The following is a 22,682-nucleotide window of genomic DNA, read 5'->3' as shown; positions in this document are numbered from 1 at the left end:
GCCGGCTCCCTCAACCCACACATGAAGGAGAACCGAGATGCGTGTCATGGTGATCGTGAAAGCCACCCCATCGTCCGAAGCGGGTTTGATGCCGCGCACGGAGGACATGGCGGCCATGGGCCAGTTCAATGAAGAACTCATGAAGGCGGGTGTGCTGGTGTCTGGTGACGGCCTGCACCCCAGCATGCGGGGCAAACGGGTGCGTTTTTCAGGTGCAGCGCGAACCGTGGTCGATGGCCCGTTCTCAGAGACCAACGAGCTGGTGGCCGGCTTCTGGATCTGGCAGGTGAAGTCCCTCGACGAGGCGGTGGATTGGGTCAAGCGCTGCCCGAACCCGATGCCGGAAGACTCCGAGATCGAAATCCGCCCGCTGTTTGAAGCCGAAGATTTTGGCGAGGCGTACACGCCCGAATTGCGCGCGCAGGAAGACCGTCTGCGCGACGAGCTGAACCAGGCGTCGCGCTAAACGGGTGGCTTGAGCGTCGTCGCGTCCAGCTTCGCGTGAATCCGTCGCGTGGCGCGCCACACCACCCACAACACCAGCGGGATCATTGCGCCGGCGGCGATTTCCGGGTGGATGGGCAGGCCGGCGGCCTTGCCTGCCTTGCCCAGGTACAGCAGCAGGCTGATCACGTAATACGAAATCGCCGCGATCGACAGACCCTCCACCGTGGTCTGCAGGTGCAGCTGCAGTTCCTGGCCGCGCGTGAGCTTGGCCAGCAACTGCTGGTTCTGCGCTTCGGTGGCGATGTCAACCCGCGTGCGCAGCAGGGCACTGGTGCGGGCGACACGTTCCGACAGCGAGGTGAGGCGCTGTTCGGTGGCGGCCACTGTGGCCATGGCGGGTGACAGACGCCGCTGCATGAATTCACCGATCGTCTGCGTCCCGGGAATCGGCTTTTCCCGCAACTCGGCAATGCGTTGTGTCACCAGCGAATCGTAGGCACGCGTGGCGCCGAAGCGGTAGGTGTTTTCTGCGGTGGCGCGTTCCACGCGGGCAGCCAGTGAAATCAACTGATCGAGCAGGCCCTGTTCGGATGCCGCCTTGTTTTCCATCTGTGCGGTGATGCCGGCCAGCTGTGCTTCGGCCTGGGCCAGCGTGGGCGAGAGCGCCTTGGCCACGGGCAGGCCGCGCAGGGCCATGAGGCGGTAGGTCTCCAGTTCCAGCAGGCGCTGCGAAATGCGCCCGGCGCGCGTGTCGCTGGTGCCCGGTGGGGTGATCACCAGCAGGTGTTCGAAACCCGAAGGCTGAATCAGGAAGTCGGTGGCCGCCCAGGAGTGGCCGCCGCCGAGCTGTGAGGCCACCACGGTCCGATGGCCAAACCATTGCTGCGCCTGTGCCATCAGCGTGGCCTGTGCCTTGGGCGTTGGCTCGGGCAGTTCGGCCTGCAGCATCACCAGCTGAATGGCGGCCACGGTGCGCCCCGGGATCTCGCCCAGCCACCCCGGTGGCGTCACCAGAAAATTCTGCAGGGGCGGATCGGTCGCACCAAGCCCGCAACCCTCGGGCAGCGGCTGCACGATGGAGTAGCGGGTGAACTCGGTGTGGCGCTCCCATTTCAGGGTGTATTCATCGAAGCGCAGCCGGAGAAAGTTGCCGCGCATCTGATCAGGGCTGAGCGCCTGCTGGCCGGGCAGGCGGCGCAGGTGATCGCATTCCTGCTCGCGGCTTACGCCCTCGTTGAGCACGGCCACGAACACCACCAGCGCCGGCAGATCGATGCGCGCCGAAGGCCGTGCGTGCACCTCGTTGTGCAAGTCCTCGCGCAGCACGTCGTCGGGTGGCAGCACCCGCAGGGAGGGTTCAGGGGTTGGCGTCACGGTGTGGGAGTCCAGGGTTGCAGCACCGAGGCGTCGGTCTGGATCAGCTCCAGCGGAAAACGCTGCCCGGCCAGATGGTCTTCCATGCAGCGAACCACCAGCGGGCTGCGGTGCCGCGCCGCGCTGGCTCGCACTTCATCGGGTGTCATCCACAGCGTGCGCACGATGCCGGTGTCCAGGGTTCGCCCCGCAACCACATCGCCCAGTTCGCCGCAGAAGGCGAAGCGCAGGTAGGTCACGTCTTCAGCGGCCCGCCCTTCGCGCGCCGGTCGCTGAAAGCGCGAGAGGTACACCCCCACCAGCGCGGTCGGCTGGAAGCGATGGGTGGTTTCCTCCAGCGCCTCGCGGGCCACGCCTTCGGCCGGGCTCTCGCCCGGGTCCAGATGGCCGGCCGGGTTGTTCAACCGCAGACCTTCGGGCGTGTGTTCTTCCACCAGCAGGAAGCGCCCTTCGCGCTCGATGACGGCGGCCACGGTGACGCTGGGTTTCCATCGGTTGTCCATCGGGGCATTATCTGTGCCGGTGGCCATCCCATGGGCCAAAGGGCCTGTTTCAGGTAAGCTCGCCCCGACTTTCATACCAACCCCGTGAGTGAGGAGACCCTCATGCTGATAGGCGTTCCCGCTGAGACGACAGTGGGCGAATCCCGAGTGGCGGTCACGCCCGAGACGGCGAAAAAATACGTGGCCCAGGGTCATGCGGTGCGGGTGCAGAGCGGTGCCGGCCTGGCCGCCAGCGCACCCGATGCCGCCTACACGGCCGTGGGCGCCGAGATCACCGATGCCGCAGGCGCGCTGGGCTGCGATCTGGTGCTCAAGGTGCGCACCCCGTTCGACAACGAGCTCGCCCTCATGAAGCCCGGCGCCACCGTGGTCGGCATGCTCAACCCCTTCGATGCCGCCGGACTGCAGCGCATGGCGAGCGCCGGCCTCACGGCCTTTGCACTGGAAGCCGCGCCGCGCACCACGCGCGCGCAGAGCATGGACGTGCTCTCCAGCCAGGCCAACATCGCCGGTTACAAGGCCGTGATGATGGCGGCCGACAAGTACCAGCGCTTCTTCCCCATGCTCATGACGGCAGCCGGCACGGTGAAGGCCGCGCGCGTGGTGATTCTGGGTGTGGGCGTGGCGGGTCTGCAGGCCATTGCCACCGCCAAGCGCCTGGGTGCGGTGATTGAAGCCAGCGACGTGCGACCCAGCGTGAAGGAGCAGGTGGAGTCGCTGGGCGGCAAGTTCATCGACGTGCCCTACGAAACCGCCGAGGAAAAAGAAGCCGCCGAGGGCGTGGGCGGTTACGCCCGGCCCATGCCACCTTCGTGGCTTGAGCGCCAGAAGCTGGAGGTGGCCAAACGCGTGGCGCTGGCCGACGTGGTGATCTCCACCGCACTCATCCCCGGACGAGCCGCGCCGGTGCTCATCACCGAAGACATGGTCAAGTCCATGAAGCCGGGCAGCGTGATCGTGGACATTGCAGCTGGCAAAGGCGCCAACGGCGTGGGCGGCAACTGCCCGCTCACCGAGACCGATCGCACCGTGGTCAAGCACGGCGTGACGATCATTGGCGAGACCAACCTGGCCGCGCTGGTGGGCGCTGACGCCTCGGCGCTGTACGCGCGCAACGTGCTCGACTTCCTCAAGCTCGTGCTGCCCAAAGACGCCACGGCCGTTCAGGTGCCGATGGACGACGACATCGTGGCCGCGTGCCTCATGACCCAGAGTGGTGAAGTGAAAAGGAAGTAAGCCATGGAAGCCGTATCCCCCACCATCCTCAACCTCATCATCTTCGTGCTGGCCATCTACGTGGGTTACCACGTGGTGTGGAACGTCACGCCTGCGCTGCACACGCCGCTGATGGCGGTGACCAACGCCATCTCGGCCATCGTGATCGTGGGCGCCATGCTCGCCGCCGCGCTGACCGAGACGAACCTGGGCAAGACCATGGGCGTGCTGGCCGTGGCGCTGGCAGCGGTGAACGTCTTCGGTGGTTTCCTCGTCACGCGGCGCATGCTGGAGATGTTCAAGAAGAAGGAACGGAAAGCACCGGCGGCCTCCGAAGGGGCTGCCAAATGAGCATGAACCTCGTCACGCTGCTGTACCTCGTCGCCAGCGTCTGTTTCATCCAGGCCCTCAAAGGGCTGAGCCATCCCACCACGTCCATCCGCGGCAACGTCTTCGGCATGACCGGCATGGCGATTGCCGTGCTCACCACCGCAGCGCTCATCGTGGAGCTCTCTGGCGGCAAGGCCTTGGGCATGGTCTGGGTGCTGGGCGGGCTGGTGGTAGGTGGTGCCATTGGCGCCATCATGGCCAACCGGGTCGAAATGACCAAGATGCCCGAGCTCGTGGCCTTCATGCACAGCATGATCGGCCTGGCGGCGGTGTGCATTGCCGTGGCCGTGGTGGCCGAGCCCTGGGCGTTTGCCATCGTGGCCAAGGGTGAACCCATTCCGGGCGGCAACCGCATCGAACTGGCACTCGGCGCCTTCATCGGTGCGGTCACCTTCAGCGGCTCGGTGATTGCCTTCGGCAAGCTCTCGGGCAAGTACAAGTTCCGCCTGTTCCAGGGCGCACCGGTCACCTTTGCAGGCCAGCACAAGCTCAACCTGTTGCTGGGCCTGGCCACCGTGTTCTTCATTTTCGGCTTCTGGCATTCGCAGAGCTGGATCGACATCGTGCTGGTGATCGCGCTCGGTTTCCTGCTTGGCGTGCTCATCATCATCCCCATCGGCGGCGCCGACATGCCGGTGGTGGTGTCCATGCTCAACAGCTACTCGGGCTGGGCGGCCGCAGGCATCGGCTTCAGCCTGAACAACTCCATGCTGATTATCGCGGGCTCGCTGGTGGGCTCCTCGGGTGCCATCCTGAGCTACATCATGTGCAAGGCCATGAACCGCTCGTTCTTCAACGTCATCCTGGGCGGCTTCGGTGGCGATGCCGCCGCCGCCGGTGGCGCGAAGGCCGAGGCACGGCCGGTGAAGAGCGGCAGCGCCGACGACGCGGCCTTCGTGCTGGGCAACGCCGAGACGGTGGTGATCGTGCCGGGCTATGGCCTGGCGGTGGCGCGTGCACAGCACGCGGTGAAGGAGCTGGCCCACAAGCTGACCGAGAAGGGCATCACCGTGAAGTACGCCATTCACCCGGTGGCCGGGCGCATGCCGGGGCACATGAACGTGCTGCTGGCCGAAGCCGAGGTGCCGTACGACCAGGTGTTCGAAATGGAAGACATCAACGGCGAATTCGGTCAGGCCGACGTGGCCATCATCCTGGGTGCCAACGACGTGGTGAACCCGGCCGCCTTGCAGAAGGGCAGCGCCATCTACGGCATGCCGATTCTGGAAGCCTACAAAGCCAAGACGGTGATCGTGAACAAGCGCAGCATGGCCGCAGGCTATGCCGGCCTGGACAACGAGCTGTTCTACATGGACAAGACCATGATGGTGTTCGGTGACGCCAAGAAGGTCGTCGAGGACATGACCAAAGCGATCGAGTAAGCCGCCTCGGCCCCGTTCATCTCCCAGCCGGGCAGGCTGGTGCGTACACGGCGCTGAGGCAGGTCGTTCTTTGACATGGCCCAGCGCGCGCCATTTTATTAAAATAATCGGCAAATTCCTTTAACAAGATCGTAAAATACACGGCTTGTTAAAGGAATCATTGATGGACGACGCTCAACGCGCGGGCCGCTACATTCAGCAGTCCTCGGGCTACAAAGCCTTCATTCCGGCCCCTCTCCCGCCGGAACCGCCTGTGGCTTACAGCGGGCCGCTCCAGACGCTGCTGTCGCAGGCCGATCGCCACATCGGTCGTCTGGACGCCTTGGCATCCATGCTGCCCAACCCGGATCTTTTCGTCGCCATGTACGTGCGGCATGAGGCCGTCCTTTCTTCCCAGATCGAAGGCACGCAGAGCACCCTGGAGGATGTGCTGGCCTTTGAAGCCGATGCTTCGCGCGATGACACTCCCAAGGATGTGGAGGAAGTCGTCAACTATGTGCGCGCCATGAACCATGGTCTGGAGCGTTTGTCTGAACTGCCCTTGTCGCTGCGCTTGCTGCGCGAAATTCATGCCGAACTGATGAAAGGCGTGCGAGGCGGGGAGAAGTCTCCCGGCGAATTCCGCACGTCGCAAAACTGGATTGGTGGGCGCGGCAGCACGCTGCGTGACGCGGCGTTCATTCCACCGCCGCCGCACGAACTCATGAATGCGTTGGGCCAGCTGGAGACGTTCCTGCACAGTGGCCGGGAGAGCGTGCCCTTGCTGGTTCGTTGCGGCTTGGCTCACGCTCAGTTCGAAACCATTCATCCCTTTCTGGATGGCAACGGGCGGGTGGGCAGGCTGCTGATCACCCTCATGCTCTGCGAGGAGCGTGCGCTCTCACGTCCTCTGCTGTACCTGTCGCTCTATCTCAAGGCGCACCGTGCAGAGTACTACGATCGACTGACCGCCATACGCTCGCAAGGCCATTGGGAGCCATGGTTGATGTTTTTCCTGCGCGGTGTCAGCGCGACCGCACAAGCGGCGACGAAGACCGCGCAGAACATTGTGGCCCTGCGCGACAAGCATCGGTCGGCCGTCGCCCGGAATGCCAAGGCGCTGGTGTTGCTGGATCATCTGTTCAAGCAGCCTGGCGTCTCGGTCAGCAGTGTGGCCAGGCTGATGTCATGCACCTTTCCCACGGCGTCGAAACTGGTGACCGATTTTGAAGCGCGCGGATGGCTGAAGGAAATGACCGGCTATGGTCGCAACCGGTTCTGGCGGTACCAGCCCTATCTGGATCTGTTCCACCACGAAGCCCTGGATGCCATGGTGGGCGATGCGCAGGGGGCGGGCCGGTAGGCGGGCTGCCGAAGCCAGCTGCAGCCTGTCAGAATCGCGTCAGTCAGAAATAGGGGTGCTTGATCGTCTTGTCTCAAACAGGGCGTGACCGCATCCACCACAAAGACGAGGAGATACCCAATGACCGACCCAACGGCACAACGTCCCTGGCTGAGTGCGTACCCCGAAGGGGTGCCGGCCGACATCGACGTGGCCCAGTACGACTCGCTCGTTCATCTGATGGAAGAGAGTTTCCAGAAGCACGCAGGCCGCACCGCCTACAGCTTCATGGGCAAGGACGTGAGCTTCGCGCAGACGGACAGCCTGTCCCAGGCGTTCGCGGCCTACCTGCAGGGCAAAGGCCTGGTCAAGGGTGATCGTGTTGCGATCATGATGCCCAATGTGCCGCAGTACCCGGTGGCCGTGGCTGGCATCCTGCGGGCCGGTCTGGTGGTGGTCAATGTCAACCCGCTGTACACGCCGCGCGAACTCGAACATCAACTGAAAGACTCTGGCGCCAAGGCCATTGTCATCATCGAGAACTTTGCGCACACGCTGGAGCAGTGCATCGCCAACACACCGGTCAAGCACGTGGTGCTCGCGGCCATGGGCGACCAGCTGGGCCTGCTCAAGGGCGCGCTGGTGAACTATGTGGTCCGCAACGTCAAGAAGATGGTGCCGGCGTTCAATCTGCCGCAGGCTGTGCGCTTCAACGACGCCATCGCCAAAGGAACTCGAGGCACGCTCAAGCGACCCGAGATCAAGCCCGACGACATGGCGGTTCTGCAATACACCGGTGGTACCACCGGTGTGAGCAAGGGCGCGGTGCTGCAGCACCGCAATGTGATCGCCAACGTGTTGCAGTCCGAGGCCTGGAACAACCCCGTGATGAAGCAGGTGCCGGCTGGCGAGCAGCCCACCAGCGTCTGCGCGCTGCCGCTGTACCACATCTTCGCCTTCACGGTGAACATGATGCTGTCCATGCGAACCGGCGGCAAGACCATTCTCATTCCCAATCCGCGCGACCTGCCGGCGGTCCTGAAAGAGCTGAGCAAGCACACCTTTCACAGCTTCCCTGCCGTCAACACGTTGTTCAACGGGCTGGCCAACCACCCTGATTTCAACACCGTGAACTGGCGCAACCTCAAGGTGTCTGTGGGCGGCGGCATGGCGGTGCAGAGCGCGGTGGCGAAACTCTGGCTGGAGAAGACCGGTTGCCCCATCTGCGAAGGCTATGGGCTTTCGGAAACCAGCCCATCGGCCAGCTGCAACCCCACCACCAGCACCGAATACAGCGGCACCATCGGCGTGCCGTTGCCCAACACCTGGATGAAATGCCTGGACGACGACGGTGTGGAAGTGCCGCAGGGCCAGCCGGGCGAGATCGCCATCAAGGGGCCGCAGGTGATGGCCGGCTACTGGCAGCGGCCGGACGAGACCGCCAAGGTCATGACACCCGATGGGTACTTCAAGTCCGGCGACGTGGGCGTGATGGACCCGCGCGGCTATTTCCGCATCGTGGACCGCAAAAAGGACATGGTGCTGGTGAGCGGCTTCAACGTCTACCCCAATGAGGTGGAAGACGTGGTGGCCCAGCTCGACGGCGTGATGGAGTGCGCCGTGGTGGGCGTGCCGGACGACAAGTCTGGCGAGGCGGTCAAGCTGGTCATCGTCAAGAAAGACCAGGCCCTGACCGAAGCCCAGGTGCGCGACTACTGCAAGACCAACCTCACGGGTTACAAGCAGCCCAAGGTGGTGGAGTTCCGCACCGAGCTGCCCAAGACGCCGGTGGGCAAGATCCTGCGGCGCGAGTTGCGCGACAAGAAGTAGTGGCAGGCCCCACCGCCCTCGTCAGCGCGCTGCACGAAGAGCTGGCCGCCGTGCTCGGGCTCATGCCCGACGAGCAACAGCAGATGTCCGGCGGACGCACTTTCTGGCGAGGTCATCTGCATGGACACGACGTGGTGGGGGTGCTCTCGGGCATCGGCAAGGTGGCTGCGGCCACCACCGCCACGGCACTCATCGAACGTTTCGGCGTGCAGCGCATCGTGTTCACCGGCGTGGCCGGCGGCCTCGCACCGGGCGTGCGCGTGGGCGACGTGGTGGTGGCGCGGCAGTTCCTGCAGCATGACATGGACGCCTCGCCCATCTTCCCTCGCCACGAAGTGCCGGGCTATGGACGCGCCACCTTCGATGCCGACGCTACGCTGACCGCGCACCTCACGCAGGTGAGCGACAAGGTGCTGCGCGAGCTACCGGCTGCTCTCGGCAATGAGGTGGTGCACGCCTTCGGCCTGCAATCGCCGCGCTGCCACCAGGGCTTGCTCGTCAGTGGTGACCGTTTTGTTTCCACCACTGCAGAAAGCGCAGCCCTGCGCGCAGCCTTGCCCGAAGCGCTGGCGGTAGAGATGGAAGGCGCCGCCTTTGCCCAGGTGTGTCACGACTACGGGATACCGCTGGCCGTGGTGCGCACCATCTCCGACCGAGCCGACGACGCGGCCCACGTGGACTTTCCGCGCTTCCTGCGCGAGGTGGCGAGCCGCTACAGCGCGGCCATCGTCGAGGCGCTGCTGCGAGGCTGAAGCGTTACCTCAACCATCCGCGCTTGCGGAAGTAGAGCATCGGCACCACCGCCGACATCACCATCAGCACCAGTGCCAGCGGATAGCCGTAGTGCCATTGCAGCTCGGGCATGAAAGCGAAGTTCATGCCGTAGCTGCTGGCCACCAATGTAGGCGGCAGCAGCGAAACGCTGGCCACCGAGAAGATCTTGATGATCTTGTTCTGGTTGATGTTGATGAAACCGACCGTGGCGTCCATCAGGAAGTTGATCTTGTCGAACAGGAAAGCGGTGTGGCTGTCGAGCGAATCCAGATCGCGCAGAATCTGGCGCGCGTCTTCGAACTGCTCGGAATTCAGCAGGCGGCTGCGCATCATGAAGCTGACCGCGCGGCGCGTGTCCATCACATTGCGACGGATGCGGCCTGACATGTCTTCGTGCCGCGCAATCGCCGAGAGCGCCTCGCTCAGCAGGTTGTCCGATGCGTTGCTGTTGAGCACCTGCTTGCTCACGGTCTCGATCTCGTCGTAGATGTCTTCCAGCGTGTCGGCGCAGTACTCGGCGTCGGCATCGAACAGCATGAGCAGCACGTCCTTGGCGTCTTCGATCAGCCCGGGCATGCGGCGCGCACGCATCCGCAGCAGCCGGAACACCGGCACGTCTTCGTCGTGAATGGAGAACAGCACGCCCTGGCTTTTCAGGGTGTCGTTGTGCTCGTTGAGGATGAAGGCCACGCGCACGGCGCGCGGGTCCTCGTCGTCGTCGATCAGGAAGTCCGAGCGCACATGCAGCTCGCCGTTGTCTTCCTCGAAGAACCGCGCGGATTCCTCGATGTCCTCGTCCATCGCGTCTTCAGGGATGGACAGGCCGAAGTGTTGTTTGACCCAGCGGCGCTCTTCGGGCGTGGGGTCTTCCAGGTCGACCCAGATGGGTTTGAATTGCGCGAGTTCTTCGAGCGATTCGATTTCTTCCTGGAACAGGCGGCCGTTGGCCAGGGTGAATACGTTGAGCATGGGAGCGCTCCCGGCGGTTGGGTGTTCTGACGAAGGGCGTTTCGGGCGGTGCTTTCAGCCGGCCGGTCGCCCGACCCAGGTGCCGCGCGGTGCGCGGCGGTCAGACGATCGCGGGGGCAGCTGAAAGCACACAACTGGGTGGCGTGCTTTCCATGAGGCTCTCCAAGTGAAGGACTGGGCGGATTATGGCACCGCGACCTGCGGGCCGAGCGCCGCTGGCGTGCCCAGGAAACCCATCAATTCGTCCTTTTTCCGCCAGGCGTCGTGTTCGCCCAACTCGATCAGCGCGTTGACGAAACCCGGTTCGAACAGCAGGTAGCTCGCCAGTGCCGCTGCGCTGCCTGCGGCGCTGCGCGCTGTGTCCAGTGCGCCCAGGCCAACCAGCGTGTTGCGCGTGGGCGCCGGCAGCTCGCGCATGTGCTTGTGGGCCAGCTCGTCGAGGGAAAAACTGGGCTGGATCGACATCACGTCCACGGGCCGGTAGGGCAACGCAGCCGCCAGGGCGGGCGGCAGGCGCGCCAGTGTCTGGCTCACGCGCTGGGCCTGCTCCACATCGGCCTGCAGCGTGTCGTGGAACACACTGGCCATGGCATGGCCCGCGATGGTGCCGGCCGTGGGGTCCCCGCTGTTGCGCGCGCTCATGCCCGAGCGCTGGGGCTGCCCCACCCCGATCACCAGCACCCGGCGCGCACCGAACTGGATGGCGGGCGACAGCGGCGAAAGCTGGCGCATGGACCCATCGCCGAAATGTTCCTTGTGTCCATCGACCCACAGCGGCACGGCGGGAAACAGGAACGGGATCGCGCTCGACGCCATCAGGTGTTCGATGGTGATGGGCTGAAATTCGGACCGGCGGCCAGGCCGGTGCCAGGGCTGCACCGGATGGTTGGCGCGCGTCTGGCAGAAAGTCCAGTGCTCTCCTGTGGTGTAGCTCGACGCGGTGACGCCCAGCACGTGGATGATCCGCTGCGCCAGCGCACGCTCGAGCGCGTCCAGATCGATGGCGCGGTGCAGCGTGTCCACCAGGGGCAGGGTGTCGAGCAGGGCGCGATGCCGCCGCACCTGGCGCGCCAGCGTGAGACCCGCCACGATGCGGTTGGCCCGCACCCAGCCCGGAGCCTCCAGCCGGTAGACGCTCTCCGAGCGCAGCGCGCTCCAGAAAGTGGCCAGGCGCGGCAGCGCCTCCAGGCCATGCACCGCCTGGCTGGCCAGGTAGGTGGCGTTGAGTGCGCCAGCCGAGGTGCCGAACAGCCACTGAAACGGAAAGGCCGGTGGCGGCGCAGGCGGGTGTGCCTTGGCGGGCAGCCGCGCAATCAGCATCGCCGCGATCGCCTTGAGCACGCCAACCTGGTAGGCCGTGCGGGCGCCGCCCCCCATGAGCACCAGGGCGCAGGCGTCGGGCTGCGCATCGGGGGTGGCGGGCAGCAGGGTGTTGTGGGTGATCAGGGTGTCGAGCGACAAGGGGAAGTGCTGCGTTTACATTGGCGGGCTGCCCAAAATCATGACACATCCCACCCTCTCACCTCGGCGCGAGCTCTGGCTCTTGCTCACCATCGCTGGCATCCAGTTCACGCACATCCTGGATTTCATGATCATGATGCCCCTGGGGCCGCAGTTCACGCGGCTCTTCGGCATCAGCGACGCCCAGTTTGGCCTGCTGGTATCGGCCTACACGCTGTCGGCTGGTGTGTCTGGTCTGGCTGCAGCCACGTATGTGGACCGCTTCGATCGCAAGCGCCTGCTGCTCACGCTGTATGTGCTGTTTGCCCTCGCCACGCTGGCCTGCGGGCTCGCACCGGGCTACGGATTCCTCATGGCCGCCCGAATTGCGGCCGGCATGTTCGGCGGTGTGCTCTCCGCCCTTTCACAAACCATCGTGGCCGACGTGGTGCCGTTCGAGCGCCGCGGGCGCGCCATGGGCATTGTGATGTCGTCATTTTCGTTTTCCACGGTGGCCGGTGTGCCGATCGGCCTGTTCCTCGCCTCGCACCTGAGCTGGCAGGCCCCGTTCATCGGCATTGCTTTCCTCAGTGGGGTGCTGGCGGTGGGCGCAGGCCTGACGCTGCCGCGGCTCGACCACCACCTGCTTCAGCGCGACCGCCCCTCCATCTGGCGTGGCATCGGCATGGTGCTGGCCGATCGCAATCACCGGCGCGCGTTCGGTTTCACCGCCATGCTCATGCTCACCGGATTCACCATCATTCCCTTCGTCACTATCTACATGCAGGCCAATGTGGGTCTGGTCGACGAGCAGATTCCGTACCTCTACCTCTGCGGCGGCCTGGCCACGCTCGTGAGCGCGCGCCTGTTCGGGCGCATGACCGATCGGTACGGCAAGGTGCGCACCTTCAACTGGCTCGGCATCGCCGTCATGTTCCCCATCATGGCCACCACGCTGGCGCCCCGGTTGCCGTTGTGGGTGGTGCTGATCATCGCCTCCTGCCTGTTCGTCTTCTTGAGTGGCCGCATGATCCCGGGCATGGCGCTCGTCACGTCCGCCGCATACCCACCTTTGCGCGGCACCTTCATGGCGCTCAACGCTTCTGTGCAATCGGGTGCCATGGGCCTGGCCTCGCTGCTGGGCGGATTCATCATCAGCCGCGATGCCGCCGGTCAGGTGCAGCACTACTGGGTCGCCGGCCTGTTCAGTGTGTGTGCCAGCTTCGCCGCCATCTTCATGGCGCGGCGGTTGCACCTGCACGATGGCAAGGCGAGCGCGGTGCCAGGCGCGCCTGAACCCGTGCTCCCCCCAGGGGTATGAACACCATTTTTTTACATTCTTTGTCAGGGTATCGGCTTGCGCCGGGCGCCTTTCATGGGCATAGTGGGTTCAAGACATCCCCGTGGCCGCAGGGGGTTTCGCCCCCGGCGGCTTTTGTCAACCCGGAGCAATTGGAGGTTCAAGTATGAATTTGACGATCAGCGGTCACCACATCGATGTCACGCCCGCCATGCACGGCTACGTCACCGACAAACTCGCACGCATCTCCCGACACTTCGACCAGGTGGTCGACATCAAGGTGCTGCTATCCGTCGACAAGCTCAAAGAAAAGGACCTGAGACAAAAGGCCGAGTGCAAGATTCACGTCAAGGGGCGCGACCTGTTTGCCGAGACCGTGCATGCCGACATGTACGCGGCCGTGGACAAACTGGCCGACATCATGGATCGTCAGGTGCTGACCTACAAAGGCAAGGCGCAGGACCACCACCACGAGACCGTCAAACGCGTCATGTGAAGCACTTCACGGCCTGCCTGGATCAGGCCGTAACGAATGTTGCAATGCAGCAAGCCGCTTGAATTGTCAAGCGGCTTTTTTGTTCCTTCGGTCTATTCAAGACAGCCCAACTCGGCATAATTTGCGGTCCGAAAGGGCTCACATGAACCGACTCTCCGCCATATTGCCCGCCGCGCAAGTGCTCGTCAGCGTGGACGCGACCAGCAAGAAACGCGCATTTGAAGAAGCGGGCCTGCTCTTCGAAACCCTTCACGGACTCAACCGCGCCCTCATCACCGACAGCCTGTTCGCCCGCGAGCGACTGGGCTCCACCGGCCTGGGTCACGGCGTCGCCATTCCCCATGGCCGCATCAAGGGGCTCAAGCAGCCGCTGGCTGCCGTGTTCCAGTTGGGCAACCCCATCGGTTTCGATGCGCCCGACGAGCAGCCCGTGCAGCTCATGATTTTCCTGCTGGTGCCCGAAGCGGCGACGCAGAAGCACCTGGAAATCCTCTCCGAGATCGCCGAGCTGCTGAGCGACAGCGCGCTGCGCGAGCAGATGAAGAACTCCGGCGATGCCGCTGCATTGCACAAGCTCATCACCTCCTGGCAATCGGCGCACGCCGCCGCCTGAAATTTTGGTCCCCCACGCTCCACCGTTTCACGGGTCACTGCCCCCCGAGGGGGCTGACCAGCCTTGGGGCGGCCCTGCGGCCGGTCGTCCCGTTTGAAACCCACCGTCGTCAGCGCCGATGTCCTCTTCGAGGACCATCGGGATGCCCTGAAGTGGCAATGGATTGCTGGCCTGGGCGCTTCCGAGCGGCGTTTTGACGAAGTCGCGATCCGCGCCGCACGCTCGGGTGCCGACCTGGTCGGTTACCTCAACTACATCCACCCCTACCGGGTGCAGGTGTTTGGCGAGCGAGAGGTGGCCTACCTCACCAGCCCGAGCGAAGACGACAACAAACGTCGGGTCTCGCGCATCGTCACGCTGGAACCGCCGGTGCTGGTGGTGGCCGATGGCCAGACCGCGCCCGACGCTCTTACCGCGATGTGCGAGCGTGCGCAGATCCCGATGTTTGCCACGCACGAGTCGGCGGCCTTCGTCATCGACGTGCTGCGCGCCTACCTCTCGCGCCATTTCGCCGACCGTGCTTCCATGCACGGCGTGTTCATGGACATCCTGGGCATGGGCGTGCTCATCACCGGCGAATCGGGTCTGGGCAAGAGCGAGCTCGGCCTGGAACTGATCTCGCGCGGCCACGGCCTGGTGGCCGACGACGCCGTGGACCTTTACCGCATCAACCAGACCAGCATCGAGGGTCGCTGCCCCGAGCTGCTGCAGAACCTGCTGGAAGTGCGCGGTATCGGCCTGCTCGACATCAAGGCCATCTTTGGCGAGACCGCAGTGCGGCGCAAGATGCGGCTCTCACTCATCGTGCATCTGGTGCGCCGGGAGACCATGGAACGCGACTATGAGCGCATGCCCCACGAGCCGCTGTACCAGGACGTGCTGGGCGTGCCGGTGCGCAAGGCGGTGATTCAGGTGGTGGCAGGTCGCAACATCGCCGTGCTGGTGGAAGCGGCCGTGCGCAACACCATCCTGCAACTGCGCGGCATCGACACCTACCAGGAATTCGTTTCGCGCCACCGCGCGGCCATGTCGCGCGGCGAGTAAGCGCTCAGGCCCTGTGCGACTGCCCTTTGTGCGGGCAGTCCGTCTTGGTGCAGTTGGCGTAGAGCGAAAGCGCGTGTTCCTGCAGGGCGAAGCCCCGGGTCTTGGCCACCATGTGCTGCCGCTTTTCGATTTCCGCGTCGTAGAACTCCTCCACCCGGCCGCAGTCGAGGCAGACCAGGTGGTCGTGGTGCTGGCCTTCGTTGAGTTCGTAGACCGCCTTGCCCGACTCGAAATTGCTGCGGGTGAGCAGGCTGGCCTGCTCGAACTGCATCAGCACGCGGTAGACCGTGGCCAGGCCGATGTCGGAGCGCTCCTCCAGCAACACGCGGAACACGTCTTCCGCCGTCATGTGGCGTTGCTTCGCGTTCTGGAACACCTCCAGAATCTTCAGCCGGGGCAGGGTGGCCTTGAGCCCCGTGCTCTTGAGTTCTTCGATGTTGGTCATGGCAGTGAACGGCGAGCGGTTGCAAGGGCTGATCCGGGGCGTGGGAGGCCCGGGACTACAATGTTCGGATCATATCGCCAGCGCCCTGCACACGCCGCAATTTCCGTCGGTTCGCACATGGAGCGCCGCGCTCACAAGGCCAGTTCTCATGCACCCATCCGGTCATCACGGCATCCCCGCCCAGAATCGCTCCCGCCCGTTGCGGGTCTTCGCCTGCGCGCTGGCACTGGTGGGCCTGGGTGCCTGCTCCGGCTACGGCGACGGCACCTACGGCCTCACCAGCCTGGTCACGCCCTACAAGATCGACATCCTTCAGGGCAATGTGGTCACGCGCGAACAGTCGCAGCTGCTCAAGCCGGGCATGACCCGCCCTCAAGTGCGCGATGTGCTGGGCTCGCCACTGCTCACCAGCGTATTCCACGCCGAACGCTGGGATTACGTGTTCACCTACAAGCGCCAGGGGCAGGAGCCGCAGCGCCGCAAACTCACTGCCTTCTTCAAGGGCGACGTGCTGGATCGCATCGAAGCCGATGAGCTGCCCTCCGAAACCGAATTCGTGGCCTCGCTCGATTCGCGCCGCAAGCCTGGCAAGGTGTTGCCACTGGAGGCCACGCCCGAGCAGCTCAAGGCGTTTCAGGAGCGCAATCCCGGAACCCCGGTCACGCCCCCGCCAAGCGCCCCCGCCAATGCGAACTATCCGCCCCTGGAGGGCGCCGGAGTTACTCGATGAGCGCTCCCTTGCGGGTCTGCGTGGCCGGCGCCAGCGGGCGCATGGGCCAGATGCTGGTGGAAGCCGTGCGGGCCAGCGGCGATTGCGCGCTCTCGGGCGCGCTCGACATCGCCAGCAGCCCTGCGCTGGGTCAGGACGCAGGCGCCTTTGCTGGCCATGCCACGGGCGTGAACATCACGGCCGACCTGTCGCAGGGCCTTGCGGGCAGCCAGTTCCTGATCGACTTCACCCGCCCTGAAGGCACCATGGCACACCTGCGCGAGTGCGCAAGGCAGGGTGTGGCGGTGGTCATCGGCACCACGGGATTTTCTGACGACGAGAAGGCCGAAATCGCGCAGATCGCGAAGCAGATTCCCGTCGTCATGGCGCCCAACATGAGCGTCGGCGTCAATGTCACGCTCAAATTGCTGGAGATGGCCGCCAAAGCGATGTCCACCGGCTACGACATCGAGATCATTGAAGCCCACCACCGCCACAAGGTGGATGCGCCCAGCGGGACCGCGCTCAAGATGGGCGAGGTGATCGCCGACGCACTGGGCCGCGATCTCAAGGAGTGCGCGGTGTACGCGCGTGAAGGCGTGACCGGCGAGCGCGACCCCTCCAGCATCGGTTTCGCCACCATCCGCGGTGGCGACATCGTGGGCGACCACACGGTGCTTTTTGCCGGCACGGGCGAGCGCATCGAGATCACGCACAAGTCGAGCAGCCGCGCCACCTACGCGCAGGGCAGCCTGCGCGCGGTGCGTTTCCTGGCCGACAAGCCGGCCGGGCTGTACGACATGTTCGACGTGCTCAACCTGAAATGACCGACAGCGCGGGCCAGGGGCTCCTGCAGACGCTGGCCCAGGCGGATGCGCTGGGCCGCGTGGTCGCGCTGCTTCTGCTGGCCATGTCGGTATCGAGCTGGGTGGTGATTGTCTGGAAGGCCTGGTTGCTGCGCCGCGCCGCGAAAGATGTGGGCCTCAGCACGGCAGCGTTCTGGCAATCCAGCGATCTGGACGACGCGCAGCGTCGCCTGGCGGCTTTCGATCCCCAGCGCATCGTGCTGCCCCTGCTGCAGGCCGCGCGTGGGCTGGACGACGCCGCACCCCGCACGCTGGCTACCGCAGCCGACCGATCACAACAACTCACGCGCGTGCTCCGCGGCGCCCTGCATGCTGTGCTGCACCGCCTGCAGTTCGGCCAGGTTCTGCTGGCCACTGTGGGCTCCACCTCGCCCTTCGTGGGTTTGCTCGGCACGGTCTGGGGCATTTACCACGCGCTCACCGGCATCGGGCAAGACGGCCGCTTTCGAATCGAACAGGTGTCCGGCCCGGTGGGCGAAGCCCTGGTGATGACCGCCGCCGGCCTGGCGGTGGCGATTCCCGCCGTGCTCGCCTACAACGTGCTCGGCCGCAGCATCGCGCGCATCGAGGCCGATCTGGAAGGCTTCGCGCGGGACCTGCGCGAGTTGCTGCTGCACAAGGAGTCGGCGAAATGAGGCCCGCCGCCGGGCCGCCCCAAGGCGGGTCAGCCCCCCCGGGGGGCAGCGACCCGCGCCAGCGGCGGAGCGTGGGGGCATGAGTTTCGGTGGGTTGGAGAAACCAGTCGGGCACCAGCCCATGAGCGAGATCAACGTCACGCCGCTGGTGGACGTGATGCTGGTGCTGCTGGTCATTTTCATCATCGCTGCGCCCGTGATGGCGGGCCGCCTCGCGCTGGATTTGCCGCAGGCCGAGGCGCCCACCACCGCGCAGGCAGGCGGCGAGGCCTTTGTGTCGGTCGAGGTTGATGCCCGGGGCCAGATTCACTGGGACGGTCAGCCTGTGTCTCAAGCGGCCTTGCGCGATCGCTTCGAAGAGACCGCCCGGCGCAATCCCGCCACCGAGCTGCAGTTGCGTGCCGATGCCAGCGTCCCCTACGGCCAGGTGGTGCAACTCATCGGTCTGGCGCAGTCCGTCGGGCTTTCGCGCATCGGGTTCGTGGCCGAGGCTTCGCCAGCTCCCGCGCGCTGAAAGCCACTGCGGGGTCGGCGAGCGGCCCAAGGCCTAAAATCCGGCATCTCCCCGCGCCGCTGCGCGCCGACTCCCCTCTACACACTGTCCCCGGCCCGTCCGGATCCTGGTTCATGCAAGAAAAGTACGCCCACCAAGATGTCGAGCGCGCAGCGCACGCCCACTGGAACGCCACCGATGCCTACCGGGTGAGCGAAGTCGAGGGCAAAAAGAAGTTCTACGCCTGCTCGATGCTGCCCTACCCCAGCGGCAAGCTGCACATGGGCCACGTGCGCAACTACACCATCAACGACATGCTGGCCCGCCAGTTGCGCATGGCGGGCCACAACGTGCTCATGCCCATGGGCTGGGACGCCTTCGGCCTGCCGGCCGAAAACGCGGCGATCAAGAACGGTGTGCCACCGGCGAAGTGGACCTACGACAACATCGCCTACATGAAGCAGCAGATGCAGGCCATGGGGCTGGCCATCGACTGGAGCCGCGAGGTCACCACCTGCAACCCCGACTACTACCGGTGGAACCAGTGGCTGTTCCTCAAGATGCTCGAGAAGGGCATTGCCTACCGCAAGACCCAGGTGGTCAACTGGGACCCGGTGGACCAGACGGTGCTGGCCAACGAGCAGGTGATCGACGGCAAGGGCTGGCGCACCGGTGCGGTGGTGGAAAAGCGCGAGATTCCGGGCTACTACCTGAACATCACCGCGTACGCCGAAGAACTGCTGGAGCATGTGCAGATCGGCAATCCCAAGGCCACGCTCAACGGCTGGCCCGACAAGGTGCGGCTGATGCAGGAGAACTGGATCGGCAAGAGCGAAGGCGTGCGCTTCGCTTTTCCGCACACGATCCAGGACGAAGGCGGATCGCCGATCGGTGGCGGCCGGATGTATGTCTTCACCACGCGTGCCGACACCATCATGGGCGTGACCTTCTGCGCCGTGGCGCCCGAGCACCCCTTGGCCACGCACGCCGCCGCGAGCAACCCTGCACTGGCCGCGTTCATCGAAGAGTGCAAGACCGGCGGCACCACCGAGGCCGAGCTGGCCACGCAGGAAAAGAAGGGCATGACCACGGGCCTGACCGTCACGCACCCGCTCACCGGTGAGGAAGTGGCGGTGTGGGTGGGCAACTACGTGCTGATGAGCTACGGCGACGGCGCGGTGATGGGGGTGCCCGCGCACGACGAGCGCGACTTCGCGTTTGCCAACAAGTACGGTCTGCGCATCCAGCAGGTGGTGTCGGTTGAAGGCGAGGCCTTCAGCAACACCGTCTGGGCTGACTGGTACGGCGACAAGCAGCGCGGCGTCTGCGTGAACTCCGGCGCTCTCGATGGCCTTGGCTACAAGGCCGCTGTCGACAAGGTGTCTGCCCTGCTGGCCGACAAGGGCATGGGCGAGAAGAAAACCACCTTCCGCCTGCGCGACTGGGGCGTGAGCCGCCAGCGCTACTGGGGCACGCCCATTCCCATCATTCACTGCGCTGAACACGGCGCGGTGCCAGTGCCCGAAAAGGACCTGCCGGTCACGCTGCCCCAGGACTGCATTCCCGATGGCTCCGGCAACCCGCTCAACCACCACGAAGGCTTTCATGCCGGCGTGGTGTGCCCCGTGTGCGGCAAGGCGGCGCGGCGCGAGACCGACACCATGGACACGTTCGTGGATTCGGCCTGGTACTTCATGCGCTACTGCGATCCGACCAACAGCGAGAAGATGGTTGCCGAGGGCGCCGACTACTGGATGCCGATGGACCAGTACATCGGTGGCATCGAGCATGCCATCCTGCACCTGCTTTACGCGCGCTTCTGGACCAAGGTCATGCGCGACCTCGGGCTGGTGAAGATCGACGAACCCTTCACGCACCTGCTCACGCAGGGCATGGTGCTCAACCACATCTACAGCCGCCGCACGGCCAAGGGGGGCAAGGATTATTTCTGGCCCCACGACGTGGAGAACGTGCTCGATGAAGCCGGCAAGGTGGTGGGCGCGAAGCTGAAAAACCCGGCCACCAGTGGCGATGGCCAGTTGCCCGTGGGCACCCCGATTGACTACGAGGGCGTGGGCACCATGTCCAAGTCCAAGAACAACGGTGTCGATCCGCAGGACCTGATCGAGAAGTACGGCGCCGACACCGCGCGCCTGTACACCATGTTCACGGCGCCGCCCGAAGCCACGCTGGAGTGGAACGACGCGGCGGTGGAAGGCAGTTACCGTTTCCTGCGCCGCGTGTGGGCGTTCGGCGTGAAGCTCTCAGCCGCCGGTGGCATGGGGGCGCTGGCGGCGGGCGTGGCGAAGCAACCGCTGTCCAAGCCCGCCAAGGCCTTACGGCTGGAGATCCACACTGTGCTCAAGCAGGTGGATTACGACTACCAGCGCATGCAATACAACACCGTGGTGTCGGGCGCCATGAAGATGCTCAACGCGCTGGAAGATTTCAAGGGCGATGGCAGCGCAGGCGACAGCGCCGCGCAGGCCGAAGGCTTCGGCATCCTGCTGCGCGTGCTTTATCCGGCCACTCCGCATGTCACGCACACGCTGTGGAGCGAGCTGGGTTACAGCGGCGAGCTGCTCGATGCCCCGTGGCCGCAGGCCGACGAATCGGCCCTGCAGCGCGATGAAATCGAACTCGTGCTGCAGATCAATGGCAAGCTGCGCGGCAGCGTGACCGTGCCCGCCGGGGCCGACAAGGCCGCCATCGAGGCCGCCGCGCTGGCCAACGATGCCTTCATCAAGCAGGCGGCAGGCGCCGCGCCCAAGAAGGTGATCGTGGTGCCGGGCCGGCTGGTCAACATTGTTGTCTGAGGTGCGACCCATGAATGCCATTGCCCGCCCCGACTCTCTGCCCCGGCGCCGCGTCCTGCGGCTTGTGGCTGCCGGCCTGACTGCGGTGGGGCTAACGGGCTGTGGCTTCGCGCTGCGCAAGGCGCCCACGTTTGCTTTTCAGTCCATTCGCCTGCAAGGCAATGAAGGCACGGCGGTGGCGCGTGAGCTGCGCGAGGCGCTGCAGGCCAACGGTCTGCAGGTGCTGACCTCCACCACCACGCCGGCTACCCAGCCGGCGCAGGTGGTGCTGACGGTGGTGACCGACCAGCGTGAGCGCGCCGTGGTGGGGCAGACGGCGGCGGGCCAGGTGCGCGAACTGCAATTGCGCACGCGTTTCGTTTTCCGCCTGCGCACCGCCAACGAAAAAACCCTGATCGACGACACCGAGCTGCTGCTCGAACGCGACATCAGCTTCACCGAAACGGCAGTGCTCTCCAAGGACGCCGAAGAAGCCATGCTGTACCGCGACATGCAGGGCGACATCGTGCAGCAGGTGCTGCGCCGGCTCGCGGCGGTGAAATCGCTCTGAGGACCGCAGGCCCATGCAGATTGCCGCGCCGCAACTTGCCGCCCAGCTGCAGCGTGGCCTGAGGAGCCTCTACACCCTGCACGGTGACGAACCGCTGCTGGTGCAGGAAGCCGCCGACACCATTCGCGCCACGGCGCGCGAGCAGGGCTACACCGAGCGCACCGTGCACACCGTGGCCGGCGCCCACTTCGACTGGGGCGAGGTGCTGGCCAGCGGCGGCTCCATGAGCCTCTTCGCCGACAAGCAGCTCATCGAGATTCGCGTGCCCTCCGGCAAGCCCGGCAAGGAGGGCTCGCAGGCGCTGCAGCGCATCGCCGAGAACGCGCAGGACAACGACAGCACACTCACGCTGGTGATCTTGCCGCGCCTGGACATGGCCACGCAGAAGGGTGCGTGGTTTGCGGCGCTGGAGAGTTTTGGCGCCACCATCAAGTTCGATCCCGTGGACCGCAAGGCACTGCCAGCCTGGATCGCGCAACGCCTGCAGCAACAGGGCCAGCGCGTGGCGGCGGGTGAAGAGGGCCAGCGCACGTTGCAGTTTTTCTCCGATCGGGTGGAGGGCAACCTGCTGGCCGCGCACCAGGAAATCCAGAAGCTGGCGCTGCTGCACCCGGCGGGCGAGCTGTCGTTCGATCAGGTGGAGGCGGCGGTGCTGAATGTGGCGCGCTACGACGCCTTCAAGCTGGCCGAGGCGGTGCTGGGCGGGCAGGTGCAGCGGGTGCAGCGCATGCTGGCGGGCTTGCAGGCCGAAGGCGAGGCGCCGGTGCTGGTGCACTGGGCGCTGTCGGAAGACATTCGCACGCTGCACCGGGTGCGCACGGCGCTGGACGCGGGCCGGCCGCTGCCAATGGCGTTGCGCGAGAACCGGGTGTGGGGCGTGAAGGAAAAGCTCATGGAGCGGGCCTTGCCTTTGTTGAACCTGGCCACGCTGTCTCGCTGGCTGGACGATGCTCACACCGTGGATGGGATCGTGAAGGGTCTCAAGGTGCCCACCTGGCCTGCAGACCCCTGGCAGGCTTTGCAGCAGTTGGCGCTGAAGGTTTCCCTGGCCTGCTCGGTTCGCTGACGGC

Annotated in this window: 23 protein-coding genes; 18 read left to right on the top strand and 5 right to left on the bottom strand. The window is 65.2% G+C overall.

Annotated features, from left to right (window positions below; translation table 11 throughout):
* Nucleotides 1-37: 37 nt before the first annotated feature.
* Complete coding sequence (locus tag CAP37_RS18680; RefSeq protein ID WP_086125752.1) at nt 38-466, top strand: YciI family protein; 429 nt, start codon at nt 38-40, stop codon at nt 464-466.
* On the opposite strand, the gene CAP37_RS18675 is transcribed toward CAP37_RS18680, so the two are convergent.
* Nucleotides 463-1,821: a DUF3422 family protein gene (locus CAP37_RS18675; protein ID WP_256927053.1), complete on the bottom strand. Its 1,359-nt coding sequence runs from the start codon at nt 1,819-1,821 to the stop codon at nt 463-465. The two genes, CAP37_RS18680 and CAP37_RS18675, sit on opposite strands and share 4 nt — an antisense overlap.
* Nucleotides 1,818-2,324, bottom strand: coding sequence for an NUDIX hydrolase (locus tag CAP37_RS18670; protein WP_086127103.1), 507 nt, complete (start codon nt 2,322-2,324; stop codon nt 1,818-1,820). Before CAP37_RS18670 ends, CAP37_RS18675 begins: the two co-directional genes overlap by 4 nt.
* A 102-nt stretch (nt 2,325-2,426) precedes the next feature.
* On the opposite strand from CAP37_RS18670, the gene CAP37_RS18665 reads away from it, so the two are divergent.
* The 6 genes from CAP37_RS18665 (at nt 2,427) to CAP37_RS18640 (ending at nt 9,214) form a co-directional block, all read left to right on the top strand.
* The gene (locus CAP37_RS18665; RefSeq protein WP_086125750.1) at nt 2,427-3,560 is read left to right on the top strand and encodes an NAD(P) transhydrogenase subunit alpha; all 1,134 of its coding nucleotides are present in this window, start codon (nt 2,427-2,429) and stop codon (nt 3,558-3,560) included.
* A gap of 3 nt (nt 3,561-3,563) precedes the next feature.
* Complete coding sequence (locus CAP37_RS18660; protein WP_086125749.1) at nt 3,564-3,890, top strand: NAD(P) transhydrogenase subunit alpha; 327 nt, start codon at nt 3,564-3,566, stop codon at nt 3,888-3,890.
* On the top strand, nt 3,887-5,311 hold the full coding sequence (locus CAP37_RS18655; protein ID WP_086125748.1) for an NAD(P)(+) transhydrogenase (Re/Si-specific) subunit beta: 1,425 nt from the start codon (nt 3,887-3,889) through the stop codon (nt 5,309-5,311). Before CAP37_RS18660 ends, CAP37_RS18655 begins: the two co-directional genes overlap by 4 nt.
* A gap of 163 nt (nt 5,312-5,474) precedes the next feature.
* Nucleotides 5,475-6,653 (top strand): Fic family protein, encoded by a 1,179-nt coding sequence (locus tag CAP37_RS18650; RefSeq protein WP_086125747.1) that lies wholly within the window; start codon nt 5,475-5,477, stop codon nt 6,651-6,653.
* Nucleotides 6,654-6,773: 120 nt separating this feature from the next.
* Nucleotides 6,774-8,462 carry a long-chain-fatty-acid--CoA ligase gene (locus CAP37_RS18645; protein WP_086125746.1) on the top strand — a complete coding sequence of 563 codons (1,689 nt, stop codon included), beginning with the start codon at nt 6,774-6,776 and terminating at the stop codon, nt 8,460-8,462.
* On the top strand, nt 8,462-9,214 hold the full coding sequence (locus CAP37_RS18640) for a 5'-methylthioadenosine/adenosylhomocysteine nucleosidase (RefSeq protein ID WP_086125745.1): 753 nt from the start codon (nt 8,462-8,464) through the stop codon (nt 9,212-9,214). Before CAP37_RS18645 ends, CAP37_RS18640 begins: the two co-directional genes overlap by 1 nt.
* A gap of 4 nt (nt 9,215-9,218) precedes the next feature.
* Here the strand turns inward: CAP37_RS18640 and corA are convergent, their stop codons facing one another.
* On the bottom strand, nt 9,219-10,205 hold the full coding sequence (gene corA / locus CAP37_RS18635; protein ID WP_086125744.1) for a magnesium/cobalt transporter CorA: 987 nt from the start codon (nt 10,203-10,205) through the stop codon (nt 9,219-9,221).
* A gap of 183 nt (nt 10,206-10,388) precedes the next feature.
* Entirely contained in the window at nt 10,389-11,666 is a 1,278-nt protein-coding gene (locus CAP37_RS18630; RefSeq protein WP_086125743.1) for a patatin-like phospholipase family protein, read from the bottom strand.
* A gap of 40 nt (nt 11,667-11,706) precedes the next feature.
* Between CAP37_RS18630 and CAP37_RS18625 the strand changes: the two genes are divergently transcribed.
* The 4 genes from CAP37_RS18625 (at nt 11,707) to hprK (ending at nt 15,098) form a co-directional block, all read left to right on the top strand.
* Entirely contained in the window at nt 11,707-12,966 is a 1,260-nt protein-coding gene (locus CAP37_RS18625) for an MFS transporter (protein ID WP_086125742.1), read from the top strand.
* Between the two features lie 145 nt (nt 12,967-13,111).
* Nucleotides 13,112-13,441 (top strand): ribosome hibernation-promoting factor, HPF/YfiA family, encoded by a 330-nt coding sequence (gene hpf, locus CAP37_RS18620; RefSeq protein ID WP_086125741.1) that lies wholly within the window; start codon nt 13,112-13,114, stop codon nt 13,439-13,441.
* A 142-nt stretch (nt 13,442-13,583) separates the two neighbouring features.
* Nucleotides 13,584-14,054: a PTS sugar transporter subunit IIA gene (locus CAP37_RS18615; protein WP_086125740.1), complete on the top strand. Its 471-nt coding sequence runs from the start codon at nt 13,584-13,586 to the stop codon at nt 14,052-14,054.
* Nucleotides 14,055-14,147: 93 nt separating this feature from the next.
* The gene (gene hprK, locus CAP37_RS18610) at nt 14,148-15,098 is read left to right on the top strand and encodes an HPr(Ser) kinase/phosphatase (protein WP_086125739.1); all 951 of its coding nucleotides are present in this window, start codon (nt 14,148-14,150) and stop codon (nt 15,096-15,098) included.
* A gap of 4 nt (nt 15,099-15,102) precedes the next feature.
* Here the strand turns inward: hprK and fur are convergent, their stop codons facing one another.
* The gene (gene fur, locus CAP37_RS18605; RefSeq protein WP_086125738.1) at nt 15,103-15,543 is read right to left on the bottom strand and encodes a ferric iron uptake transcriptional regulator; all 441 of its coding nucleotides are present in this window, start codon (nt 15,541-15,543) and stop codon (nt 15,103-15,105) included.
* 148 nt (nt 15,544-15,691) lie between these two features.
* On the opposite strand from fur, the gene CAP37_RS18600 reads away from it, so the two are divergent.
* The 7 genes from CAP37_RS18600 (at nt 15,692) to holA (ending at nt 22,678) form a co-directional block, all read left to right on the top strand.
* Nucleotides 15,692-16,273 carry an outer membrane protein assembly factor BamE gene (locus tag CAP37_RS18600; RefSeq protein WP_086125737.1) on the top strand — a complete coding sequence of 194 codons (582 nt, stop codon included), beginning with the start codon at nt 15,692-15,694 and terminating at the stop codon, nt 16,271-16,273.
* Nucleotides 16,270-17,079 carry a 4-hydroxy-tetrahydrodipicolinate reductase gene (gene dapB, locus CAP37_RS18595; RefSeq protein WP_086125736.1) on the top strand — a complete coding sequence of 270 codons (810 nt, stop codon included), beginning with the start codon at nt 16,270-16,272 and terminating at the stop codon, nt 17,077-17,079. Before CAP37_RS18600 ends, dapB begins: the two co-directional genes overlap by 4 nt.
* A complete protein-coding gene (locus CAP37_RS18590) occupies nt 17,076-17,753 on the top strand; it encodes a MotA/TolQ/ExbB proton channel family protein (protein ID WP_086125735.1) in 678 nt (225 codons plus the stop codon). Before dapB ends, CAP37_RS18590 begins: the two co-directional genes overlap by 4 nt.
* 79 nt (nt 17,754-17,832) lie before the next feature.
* Complete coding sequence (locus CAP37_RS18585) at nt 17,833-18,267, top strand: biopolymer transporter ExbD (RefSeq protein ID WP_086125734.1); 435 nt, start codon at nt 17,833-17,835, stop codon at nt 18,265-18,267.
* Between the two features lie 113 nt (nt 18,268-18,380).
* A complete protein-coding gene (leuS, locus tag CAP37_RS18580) occupies nt 18,381-21,062 on the top strand; it encodes a leucine--tRNA ligase (protein WP_086125733.1) in 2,682 nt (893 codons plus the stop codon).
* A gap of 10 nt (nt 21,063-21,072) precedes the next feature.
* Nucleotides 21,073-21,612, top strand: a complete 540-nt coding sequence (lptE, locus tag CAP37_RS18575) for an LPS assembly lipoprotein LptE (protein ID WP_086125732.1) — start codon at nt 21,073-21,075, stop codon at nt 21,610-21,612.
* Between the two features lie 13 nt (nt 21,613-21,625).
* Nucleotides 21,626-22,678, top strand: coding sequence for a DNA polymerase III subunit delta (holA, locus tag CAP37_RS18570; RefSeq protein WP_086125731.1), 1,053 nt, complete (start codon nt 21,626-21,628; stop codon nt 22,676-22,678).
* The last annotated feature ends 4 nt before the right edge of the window (nt 22,679-22,682 follow it).

This window comes from Hydrogenophaga sp. IBVHS1, assembly GCF_002127265.1.
Classification (GTDB): Bacteria; Pseudomonadota; Gammaproteobacteria; order Burkholderiales; family Burkholderiaceae_C; genus Hydrogenophaga.
The sequence above is the reverse complement of the archived record's forward strand: the minus strand, read 5'-3'. Positions and strand labels throughout refer to the sequence as shown.